The sequence below is a fragment of the Clostridium sp. K04 genome (genome assembly GCF_019734375.1).
Lineage (GTDB): Bacteria > Bacillota > Clostridia > Clostridiales > Clostridiaceae > Clostridium > Clostridium saudiense.
In genome coordinates this window covers 18,239-30,287 of sequence record NZ_JAASHD010000042.1, presented here as the reverse complement: position 1 = coordinate 30,287, position 12,049 = coordinate 18,239, and the positions used below count along the sequence as shown (strand labels likewise).

The following is a 12,049-nucleotide window of genomic DNA, read 5'->3' as shown; positions in this document are numbered from 1 at the left end:
TAATAATCCTAATTTTCCTATTTTTTCATCTCTAATTAATATTCACTTTTTAAAAGATCAATTATGCTCATCCCTATAATTACTTTAGAAATTGATTTTAAAATAATATTTTTTAATAATGAAATAACTAGGAATAGTATTAATGCAAGAGGAATTAATATTTTTAATGATTCTAAGTATCCTGAAATTATAGTACTAGTGTATTGAGATGATGGAATACTAATTAAAATTTTTGAATTATCTATTGAGGTTACATACACATAGTTACAATCTTTAGAATAATTTTTGATTAAGTAAGAAGTGTCAATAGGAGACCACCATGTATAGAAGCCAGGTGAAAACTCATCAATTGATCCATCTTTTATCCAGTTTAATCCTAATGATGAATAATCATTATTAGGTAAATTACTAATTATTTTATTATTAAAGTCTACTAAATAGAAACTTATAGTGGAGTCGGAGGTAGAAACATATACGTTTAAAATATCTAATAATTTGGATACGTGAATAGGATTATTTAGCTTTAAATTGCTTTTTTCTTCTATTGTCCAATTTTCAATTTTATCATTAACATAATCAGAAGCAAGATGTAAATCTTCTGTTACTTTTAAATTAACTTCTTTTTCTGTATTAATAACTGCAATTATCACAAAGACTATAACAGGGATTATAACACTAGCTATTAGAGTATACGTTAACAAATTTGATAAAGTTAGCTTTTTTTCGTGTTTAGTAGGTAATGGTACTATTTTTCTTAATGAAATATATTGCAAAAATAAATCTGCAACTAATGCATTGAAAATTTTATTTAAAAATATTATTAAGAAAAAAAATACTGTATTGATATCAAGTGAACTGTTTGTAAAGTATAAGTTAATCAACATTAAAGGAAGTGATATTATTAATATAAATAATAAAGCATTCATTAAAATATTTTTTTTGTTTTTTTGATATAAAAACCACATAAAATATACTTGTAAAAATTCAATTGTTGACAATATGTTGAAATCGTTTGTAAAAAAGAGAATAATATTTATTAACAATATAATGAAAAAACTACTCTTTCCATTAGCAAGTCCAATTATTATAAACAGTGAAATACTGCTTAGTGTTATTGGAAATGCAAAGTTAATGTTTTGAAGTAGTAATTCACTTATAATTGCTAAAATACTAAAAAGAAAAATTAAGAAATATTTTAAGTAAATATTGTATTTTTTGGTTAATGTTAATGAATTCATAATATATTTATCCCACCTATTAATTATAAAATTATATTGAAAACCTCCTATAATTAATTTTAGCATCTTCAACAATAAATGTCTATAATTGTATAAATAAAATAAAAATAGTAAAAAAATACGAAAAAATATATATTTTTACTATAATTTACATTAAAATTAATAAGATTTATCAAAGTTTAATTATGATTAAATTTAAATTAAGAATTAAATATAAAACATGCAAAAACTTATTATTTAGAATATTTTTATATAAATAAAGGAGTATATATGAAAAAAATATTTATAAATGGAATTTTTATAGTATTATTAATAGAATTATATCTTGCTAAAGGAAATGAAAGTATGATTCAGATTAAAGTACCTGATTCATATGGTGCACCAAAAACATATTATCAAAAGTATTTTAATCATGATTATAATACAAATGATTATAGTAAAAAAAATGATTTGATAAATAAAGATAATAATGAATATGAGAATAAAATAGATTTTTATTTTGATGATTATGATTACTACAATAATTATTACGATTATGATTATTATGATGAAAAGTATGATTACTATCAACATCATTATTATGATGATGAAGGATATTAAATTGATATATAGGAAATTATGTTTATTAAGTGTTATCTGATTTGACAAAGAAACATAAGAGGAATAAACTTAGGATAAATAATACCAAATAAAGAGGTGAAATAAATGTCAAATTGTAATTCATGCCCAAGTAATGGCGAATGTGGAAAAGAGGAAGAAAAATGTGGTATTCAAAATAATCCATCAAATAAAATAAAAAACATTATAGCTGTAATGAGTGGAAAAGGTGGAGTAGGAAAATCTACTATGTCTGTAATGTTAGCAAGACAGCTTGTTCAAAGGGGATATTCTGTAGGAATTTTAGATGCAGATATTACGGGTCCTAGTATCCCAAGATTACTTCATATAGAAGAACAAAGAGCAATGGGGACTGAAAAATTAATTTTCCCTGTAGAAAGTAGTGAAGGAATTAAAGTTATGTCTTTAAATCTTGTTGTGGAAAAGGAAGACGAAGCTGTAATTTGGAGAGGTCCTGCAATAGTAAGTGTAGTAAATCAATTTTGGACTGGAGTATATTGGGGAGAATTAGATTACTTAATAATAGATATGCCACCAGGAACAGGGGATGTTCCTCTGACAGTAATGCAGTCTATTCCTATTAAAGGGGTAGTAATGGTTTCTATTCCTCAAGATATGATTTCTATGATTGTTTCTAAATCAATAAATATGGCTAGAAAAATGAATATTGATGTATTTGGAGTAATAGAAAATATGAGCTATATTAAATGTCCAGATTGTGATAAAACAATAAAATTGTTTAATGGTGAAAATACAGAAAAGTTCTTAAAGGATATGAATGTAGAACTTTTAGGAGAGTTACCTATGCATAGGGCAATAACTAATTATGGATCATTAGAATTAATTGAAGAAGAGGAAGAAATTGCTGAATTGTTTGATCCTATAGTTGAAAAGGTAATAGCAAAATCAAAGAAAAAATTAATGTTATAAATTTATATTTAAAAAAGTATCTAAGCTTTTTATAGCAGCTTAGATACTTTTTGTTTATGTTAAGTTTTTTTGAAATAAATAGTATATAATTGATATAAAAGTTAAAATTTGCTATAATTTTAAATAAAACGTTTAATAAAGGTGAATGAGAATGGCAACAATAAAAGAAATTGCAAGAGAAAGTGGTGTATCAATTGCAACAGTATCTAACATCATACATGGGAAGCCAGGGGCAAGTGATGAGACCAGAAAAAGGGTAATGGATGTAATAAAAAAATTAGATTATACACCAAATGTAATTGCGCAAAATTTGAAGCAAAAAAATACTAAAACTATTGGAGTAATTACAGAAGACTTAACAGTATTTAATACTGCTAATATAGTAGATGGAATTAATGAGTATTGTGATGAACAAGGTTATCAATTGGTGCTTGGAAATCTAAGATTATATAAAAAATATGATAAAAATTTTTATAACTCTGATAAATATTATAAAAGAGTTAATGAAGAATTTAAATTAATGATATCTAAGCAAGTAGAGGGAATTATATATATTGCATGTCATTGTAGGGAACTTAAGTGTATTCCTGAAAAATTTCCAATACCTATTACAATAGCATATAGTTTTGTAAAATCAGATAAATTTTCTTCGATAATTTTTGATGATGAGGAAGCAGCATATGATGCTACATGTAGACTTATTCAAAATGAAAATGAAAAAATTGGAGTAATATGTGGATTACAACAAAGTATACATACTCAAGAAAGATTAAGAGGATATCAAAGAGCTTTATATGATAACAATATACTTTTTAATCCTAGTTTTTTATATTATGGGGATTGGGAAAGGGAATCAGGATATGAAGCAGCTGAAAGGTTAGTTGAACAAGGTATTACAGCAATTTTTTCAATGAATGATGTTATGGCAGGAGGAGTATATGACTACTTAAATAATAAAAGTATATTAATTGGTAAAAATATTTCTATTATAGGTTTTGACAATAGGGAAGTAAGTCAAGCGTATAACCCTAAATTAGCAACTATGGCATTACCATTGTATGAAATAGGAAGAAAATCAGCGCAAGTATTAATTAAATCCTTGGTAGAGAATAATAAAAAGATTACAAATAAAATATACAAAATAAAATGTAAATTTATAGAGGGAAATTCCTTAAGAAAAATATAGTACTTATAGGTATAACATAGAAAAGCTATGATATACCTATTTTTTTTATTAAACGTTTAAGTATAAATATTAAGAACAAATTAAATTAGTTTATATTATTATTTAGAGATAATAAGAGAAGAAAAGAGATATATTGGGATAATTATGAAAAAGAGATTAGGGATGAATTTTAAAATAAGTAAAAATATGGTATAAATATATTAGAAAGTAATTAAACGTTTTAGTAAACAATAGGGAGGAGTCAAAATGGGATTAGAGAATAATAAAAAGTTGAAATCAGTTAATCTGCAAAAAATAAAAATTAATGATGCCTTTTGGACTAAATATACTAAGTTAGTCAAGGATGTAATAATTCCTTATCAGTGGAATATATTAAATGATAATGTTAAGGGCGCTGAACCAAGTCATTGCTTGAAGAATTTTAAAATTGCAGCAGGAGAAAGTAGTGGTGAATTTGGTGGAGCAGTTTTTCAAGATACAGATGTAGCAAAATGGTTGGAAGCAGTAGCGTATACTTTAGCAACAGATAAAGATAAAAACTTAGAAGCTACTGCAGATGAGGTAATAGATTTAATAGGAAGAGCTCAATGCGAAGATGGATATTTGAATACTTATTTCACTATAAAGGAGCCAGAATTAAGATGGACAAATTTAATGGAGGGACATGAGTTATATACAGCAGGACATTTATTAGAGGCTGCTATAGCATATTATAATGCTACAGGAAAAGATAAATTTTTGAATATTATGATTAAATTTGCTGATTTGATTTGTGATACTTTTGGAAAAGAAGCAGGAAAAAATCATGGATATCCTGGACATCAGGAGATAGAATTAGCATTAGTTAAGTTATATGAAATTACAAATGAAAAAAAGTATATAGATATGGCAAAATATTTTATAGATGAAAGAGGGAAATCTCCTAATTACTTCCTAGAAGAACAAAAGAGTGAAAAATTTAAAAGGATTTTTCCAGAATTTGATGGGTATAGTCCATTATATTCACAATCACATTTACCAGTAAGAGAACAGAAAACAGCAGAGGGACATGCTGTAAGAGCTGTTTATATGTATTGTGCTATGGCGGATTTGGCATGTGAATATAATGATAGCGAATTATTTAAAGCTTGTGAAATATTATGGAAGAATATAGTTGATAAAAGAATGTATATAACAGGAAGTATAGGATCATCAGGATTATTAGAAAGATTTACAACTGATTATGATTTACCTAATGATAGTAATTATTCAGAAACATGTGCATCTATAGGGTTAGCTTTATTTGGATTAAGAATGGCTAAGATAACAAGAAAAGCAAAATATATAGATGTAGTAGAAAGAGCATTATATAATACGGTGATTTCTGGAATTTCTATGGATGGAAAGAGTTTCTTTTATGTAAATCCGTTAGAGGTATGGCCAGACTCTTGTTTATCACGTACAAGTAAAGAACATGTAAAACCAGTAAGGCAAAAATGGTTTGGTGTAGCATGTTGCCCCCCTAATATAGCAAGAACATTAGCTTCATTAGGACAATATATTTATATGAAGGCTAAAGACACTTTATATATTAATTTATTTGTTTCAAATACATCAGTAGTAGAATTGGAAGAAAAGAATATTTATGTTGAACTTGTTACAGACTTCCCAAATGACAATAATATAAATTTAAAGGTATCATCTAACAATGATAATAAGGCTTCAATTGCAATTAGAATACCTGATTATGCAGAGAATTTTAATATAACTATAAATGGTAAAAGTTGCTTATTTGAAGTAAATAAAGGATTTGCAGTTATTAATGGAAGTTTTAATGATGATATTATAAAAGTTAAATTTGATTCACCGGCAAGATTTATGTATTCAAATCCATTATTAAGAGCTGATTTTGCAAAAGTAGCAATAACAAAAGGTCCATTAGTATATTGTTTAGAGGAAGTTGATAATGGAAGTAATCTTTCAGGAATTATGGTTAATACCGCGGAGGAAATTAGTGAAATATATGATGAAAATTTATTAGGGGGAACAACTTTATTATATGTTAATGGAAAAAAAGTAGATGACAAAAATTCAAGTAGAGAAAAATTGTATTTAAATAAAAGACCTGTTTTAAATGATATTAAATTAAAGGCAATACCATATTGTTATTGGGGTAATAGGAAAAAAGGTGAAATGATTGTTTGGATGAAGGCTGATATTATTTAAATCCAATATTGAAATGTAAGTATAATATGGATTATTATTATTTTAAAAAATAATTATAAATATTATTGTAAGTACAATATTTAGATTTTTAATTAATTGTCAATAAAATGCAGAAAATATTTTCAATGTTTTGGAAAAAATAACTGGAAATGTATTGACAATATTAGGTGCTATTAGTTACAATAATATTGTACTAATTCAAGAAAATGAAAATAAAATAATTGGATAAAAGTATGTAAGGAAAAAAGGGTGGAAATTTATTAAATGTCTACATAAGCAATAGCTTTTGTAATATATATTATGTATTTATGGAGGGATATTATGGTTAAGATGAAAACGTTTAAGAGGTTAATGGGATTAATACTAGCCACATCAGTAACTACGGGGTTAATGGTTGGATGTGGATCAAGTAGTAATAGTGGTACTGGAAGTTCGAACTCTTCAAGTGAATCTGATAGTGATGAAACTTCAGATGAGTCTTCAGAAGAGGAAGCACAAATATTAACAGCAGGTGATGAAAATGGTACTGAACTTGAAATGTGGACATTCGTTGAATTACATGCTCAGTTTTATCAAGAAATGGTTAAAGAGTGGAATGAGCAAAATCCAGATAAGACAATTAATTTAAAATTAACAGTTTTACCTTATGGAGATATGCATACTAAATTACAATCTTCATTATTAGCAGGAAAGGGTGCTCCAGATTTATGTGATATTGAAGTTGGACAATTTCCTAATTTCTTAAAAGGTGTACCACAATTAGAAACTTTAACAGATGTAGTTGAACCTTATAAAGATTCTATAGTTGAATCAAGACTTAATCTTTATAGTTCAGATGGAGAAGTATATGGTTTACCAACACATGTTGGAGCAACAGTTGCATTCTATAATACTGAATTATTAGAAGCTGCAGGTATTGATTATACAACAATTAAAACTTGGGATGACTTTAAAGAAGCAGGTAGTAAATATTATGATGCTACTGGAAAATATTTAGGAACAGCTGATACAGGTTCTATATGGACTGAATCATTAATGATATCAGAACTTGGAAGTGATTATACTGATGATAAAGGTAATCCACAAATTGATACACCTGAAATGGAAAAGGTGCTAACAACATTAAAGGATCTTCAAGATAGTAATGCTATTGCAACAATTGCAGGTGGACAACCTGATAATGAAGAAGCTTTTGGTGAATACAACAATGGAAATTATGCTTGTGCTATTATGCCAATGTGGTATATGTCAAGATTTATTAACTATATGCCAGAGTTATCAGGTAAAATTGCTATAGCTCCAGCTCCTGTTTTTGAAGAAGGTCAAGACCGCTCAGTTGGTGGGGGAGGTACTGGTACTGTTGTTACTAACCAATGTGAAGCTAAGGATTTAGCTAAAGAATTCTTAGCATTTGCTAAGCTTTCAGAAGAAGGTAATATAAAGGTTTGGGAAATACTAGGCTTTGATCCAGTTAACACTGCTGTTTGGGATAACGAAGAAGTTACTAATAATCCAGATAACCAATATGTTCAATACTTCCAAAACAATCCTTTTGATGTTTTAAAAGAAATAAGAGATGAAATTGGATTATGCAAAGTTGTTGCTAATAGCCCTTCAATTAATGAAGTATTCTGTACTACAACTTTAAATAGTATATTCGAAGATGGAGAAAGTGTAAAAGATGCTTTAGATTATGCTAAGGATGAAGTTGATAACGCAATTCAATAATAATATTTTTTAATAAATGCAAAATCCATCATAGGAGATGGGTTTTGCATAATTTATAGAGGGAGGTAACAAAGTGGTAAAAAGATTTATATATAATAAAAAGGTTGCTCCATATGTATTTATATTACCATTTATAATTATATTTTTAGTTTTCTTTATATCACCTATGGCAAGAACAATAATAATGAGCTTTCAATCAGTTTTACCAGGAATAACTGAATGGGTTGGTTTTGATAATTATAGTAGATTATTAGGTGATAAAGTATTTCTTAAAGCTATTATGAATAGTATGAAATACATGCTTTGGACATTGGTTTTATTAATACCAATTCCAATGTTATTAGCTACAGTTTTAAATAGTAAATTTGCAAAAGGAAGAGAATTCTTTAAATCAGCTCTTTATTTACCTGCATTAACATCTGTAGTTGTTGCTGGTACAATTTTTAGATTAGCATTTAGTGAATTAGATGGTGCAGTAATGAACTCTATTATAGGTTTCTTTGGAATGGATCCTATAAAATGGTTAAAAGGTGCAGGAACTGGATTTTTCGCATTATTATTATTAGCATGCTGGAGATGGACAGGTGTTAATATGTTATATTTCTTATCAGGACTTAAGAACATACCTGATGAACTTTATGAATCAGCAGATATTGATGGTGCAAACGCAGTACAAAAATTCTTTTATATAACTGTTCCACAATTAAAGCCAACAATAGTTTATGTATTAACTATTTCTATTTATGCTGGATTAGCAATGTTTACAGAAAGTTATATGATTTGGGGAGGAAATTCTTCACCTAAGAACATAGGTCTTACAATCGTAGGATATTTATATAGACAAGGTATTGAAAAGAATGCAATGGGTTATGCATCTGCAGTTGGAATTATACTATTTATTATTGCAATGACAATTAATATGATTCAATTAAAATTAAATGGAACATTTTCAAAGGAGGAGGGATAAGCAATGTCTACTTTAGAAGTATCAAGAGATATAGAAAAACCAATAAAGAAACAAGTTACAAGAAATAAGAAACGTTTAGCATTACAAGTATTGATATTTGTCTTATTCGCAATTTTATCAGTTATTATACTTATTCCATTTTACATTTTAGTTATTTCTTCATTTAAGCCAGGTAATGATTTAATACGTTATGGAATAAACTTAAAGTTAGAATTTGATAAGATGTCCTTAGATAACTTTATATTCTTATTTACTGGTCAGCATCAATATTTTACATGGTTCTTTAACAGTTTGTTTTTAACAGCAGTATCAGTAATAGTTACATTATTTGTATGTGCAGCAGTAGGATATGGATTTGCAATGTATGATTTTAAGGGTAAAAATTTTCTATTTATTTGCGTATTATTTGTTATGATGGTTCCTTTTGAAATATTAATGGTGCCTATGTATAGTCAAATAATTGATATGGGTCTTATTGATACTTATACGGGTATCGTATTGCCAGGTATAACTAGTGCATCTACAGTATTTTTCTTTAGGCAATATCTATTAGGGATACCAAAAGATTTAATTAGTGCCGGTAGAATAGATGGTGCTTCAGAATATGGTATATTCTTTAGAATTATTATTCCGATTATGAAACCAGCATTTGCTGCAATGGCAATATTAAATACTATGGGTGCTTGGAATAATTTATTATGGCCTTTATTAGTCTTAAAAACAGATACAAAATTTACTTTACCAATAGGTTTAAATACATTGCTAACACCATATGGAAACAACTATGATTTATTGATAGTAGGATCATTCTTCTCAGTAATTCCAGTATTAATAATATTCTTATGTTTCCAAAAATACTTTGTTGATGGTATGACAGCAGGAGCTGTAAAGGGATAAAGCGGAAGAGTAAGGTACCTTATGAGCAAAAAAGCTAAAATGATAATAAATAAAGATTTTAAGATTTCAGAAATAGATTTAACTAAGTGAGGGTATTATTACTTTTCAATTAGGTAAAGCATCTTGTAATGTAATAAGATTAGGAAAAAAATAAGGGTAAATATATTTGCTGAGCATCTTGGATTTGCAATTATTAGTGTACTATAGTAGTTTTTTAAATCGCTTTGTAATTTACTTGCAGATTAATATTAATAAAAATTAAAAAGTGGTGTTTACAAGAAGGAGTGTCGCAGAATGTTAAAGGAAATTGAACTAAGTTATAGTGATAAAAATGAGATGCTTAGTGTTATTAAAGCATTAGCAAATGAGGCTAGAATTAATATTTTAGAGTTATTAGATGATGGGTGCTTAAATGTAAATGAAATAGCGGAGAAGCTAGATATGCCAGTATCTACAACAGCTTTGAATATTAAAATATTAGAAGAAGCTGGTTTAGTAATGACAGAGTTACAACCAGGAATTAGAGGTTCGATGAAGGTTAGTAGTAAATCATGTAGAGATGTAATTATTAACTTAGATAGTAAACAAAGTAGGGCACTAGAAAATAGTATATATATAAATATGCCAATAGGAAGTTATAGTGATTGTATTGTAAAACCATCTTGTGGATTAGTCGGAGAGAAAGGAAGCATAGGTAAATTTGATAAGCCAAGCAGTTTTTATTATCCTGAAAAAGTTAATGCACAATTGTTATGGTTTTATAAAGGATATATAGAATATAAATTTCCATATGAATCTATAAAAAATTCTAATATAACAATGTTAGAACTTTCAATTGAAATGTGTTCAGAAGCACCATTTTATAGGAATGATTGGCCTTCAGATATAACATTATGGGTAAATGATATAGAAGTAGGGACTTGGACTAGCCCAGGAGATTTTGGAGGAAGAAGAGGGAAAAATAATCCACAATGGTGGCCTGATAATATTAATCAATATGGGCTTTTGAAATACTGGAGAATCAAAAAAGATGGTACTTATATTGATAATATGAAATTATCAGATAAAAAAATTAGTGAATTTAAATTAGAAGATAATGATTATATAAGTGTAAAAATTGGTATAAAGGAAGAAGCAAAAAATATCGGGGGGATAAGTATTTTTGGTAAGAGTTTTGGAGATTATCCACAAGATATTGTAATGAAATTGGAATACGACAAAATTAAAGAGTAAAAAGAGTGGTATTAGAAATGGAGGTCATTATGGCAGTTAAAGAAATCGTAAAACCTATTATATTACAAAGGGCAGATCCATGGATATATAAACATACAGATGGATATTATTATTTTACAGCATCTGTTCCAGAATATGATAGAATTGAAATAAGAAAATCAAAAACTATAAATGGATTAGCAGAATCGGAAGCAGTAACTGTGTGGAGAAAGCATAAAGAAGGAATGTTAAGTGCAAATATATGGGCACCAGAAATTCATTATATCGATGGAAAATGGTATGTATATTTTGCAGCTGCTAGAACGACTGAAACTAAAGAAGGATTATTTGATCATAGGATATTTGTTTTAGAAAATGAAAGTGAAAATCCATTAGAAGGATCGTGGGTAGAAAAAGGGCAATTAAAAACTAATTGGGAGTCATTTGCATTAGATGCTACTACTTTTGAACATAAAGGAATTAGATACTTAGTTTGGGCTCAAAAAGATCCTAATATATGTGGAAATTCAAATTTATATATTGCAAAAATGAGTAATCCTTGGACAATTGAAGGAAAACAAGTAATGATTACAGAGCCAGAGTATGATTGGGAAAAGATAGGCTTCCTTGTTAATGAAGGGCCTGCTGTTATAAATAGAAATGGTAAGATATTCATTTCATATTCAGCAAGTGCAACTGATTTTAATTATTGTATGGGAGTTCTAATAGCTGATGAAAATAGTGATTTATTAAATAAAGATTCTTGGCATAAATCAGAAACACCAGTTTTTAAGACTGATGAAGAAAAGGAAATATACGGACCAGGTCATAGTTGTTTTACTGTTTCAGAGGATGGAAAAACAGATATGTTGGTATATCATGCTAGAAATTATAAAGATATAGTAGGAGATCCATTATATGATCCAAATAGACATACTTTTATTAAGAAATTAAGTTATGATAATAATGGAAATATAATATTTAGTTAAAGTGCAAATAAACTTAGCAGGTAATTATAAAGTTACCAGCTAAGTTTATTTTTATTATATAATATTATTAAATGTAAAA

10 protein-coding genes are annotated in these 12,049 nt (G+C 27.5%); 9 read left to right on the top strand and 1 reads right to left on the bottom strand.

What is annotated here, in order from left to right; translation table 11 throughout:
- Positions 1-35: 35 nt before the first annotated feature.
- On the bottom strand, positions 36-773 hold the full coding sequence (locus HCG70_RS14725) for a hypothetical protein (protein WP_221697914.1): 738 nt from the start codon (positions 771-773) through the stop codon (positions 36-38).
- A gap of 735 nt (positions 774-1,508) precedes the next feature.
- Between HCG70_RS14725 and HCG70_RS14720 the strand changes: the two genes are divergently transcribed.
- From HCG70_RS14720 to HCG70_RS14680, 9 genes are all read left to right on the top strand, one after another.
- Positions 1,509-1,838 (top strand): hypothetical protein, encoded by a 330-nt coding sequence (locus HCG70_RS14720; RefSeq protein WP_042399941.1) that lies wholly within the window; start codon positions 1,509-1,511, stop codon positions 1,836-1,838.
- Positions 1,839-1,943: 105 nt separating this feature from the next.
- On the top strand, positions 1,944-2,786 hold the full coding sequence (locus tag HCG70_RS14715) for an Mrp/NBP35 family ATP-binding protein (protein ID WP_042399938.1): 843 nt from the start codon (positions 1,944-1,946) through the stop codon (positions 2,784-2,786).
- A 151-nt stretch (positions 2,787-2,937) separates the two neighbouring features.
- Entirely contained in the window at positions 2,938-3,972 is a 1,035-nt protein-coding gene (locus HCG70_RS14710) for a LacI family DNA-binding transcriptional regulator (RefSeq protein ID WP_042399935.1), read from the top strand.
- Positions 3,973-4,218: 246 nt separating this feature from the next.
- Positions 4,219-6,177 carry a glycoside hydrolase family 127 protein gene (locus tag HCG70_RS14705; protein ID WP_055274924.1) on the top strand — a complete coding sequence of 653 codons (1,959 nt, stop codon included), beginning with the start codon at positions 4,219-4,221 and terminating at the stop codon, positions 6,175-6,177.
- A 321-nt stretch (positions 6,178-6,498) separates the two neighbouring features.
- Positions 6,499-7,905, top strand: a complete 1,407-nt coding sequence (locus tag HCG70_RS14700; protein WP_221697913.1) for an ABC transporter substrate-binding protein — start codon at positions 6,499-6,501, stop codon at positions 7,903-7,905.
- Between the two features lie 73 nt (positions 7,906-7,978).
- On the top strand, positions 7,979-8,872 hold the full coding sequence (locus HCG70_RS14695; protein ID WP_042399925.1) for a carbohydrate ABC transporter permease: 894 nt from the start codon (positions 7,979-7,981) through the stop codon (positions 8,870-8,872).
- A 3-nt stretch (positions 8,873-8,875) separates the two neighbouring features.
- On the top strand, positions 8,876-9,769 hold the full coding sequence (locus HCG70_RS14690; protein ID WP_078061356.1) for a carbohydrate ABC transporter permease: 894 nt from the start codon (positions 8,876-8,878) through the stop codon (positions 9,767-9,769).
- Between the two features lie 294 nt (positions 9,770-10,063).
- Positions 10,064-11,002 (top strand): transcriptional regulator, encoded by a 939-nt coding sequence (locus HCG70_RS14685; RefSeq protein WP_042399920.1) that lies wholly within the window; start codon positions 10,064-10,066, stop codon positions 11,000-11,002.
- A 29-nt stretch (positions 11,003-11,031) separates the two neighbouring features.
- Positions 11,032-11,970: a glycoside hydrolase family 43 protein gene (locus HCG70_RS14680; RefSeq protein ID WP_221697912.1), complete on the top strand. Its 939-nt coding sequence runs from the start codon at positions 11,032-11,034 to the stop codon at positions 11,968-11,970.
- Positions 11,971-12,049 lie beyond the last annotated feature (79 nt).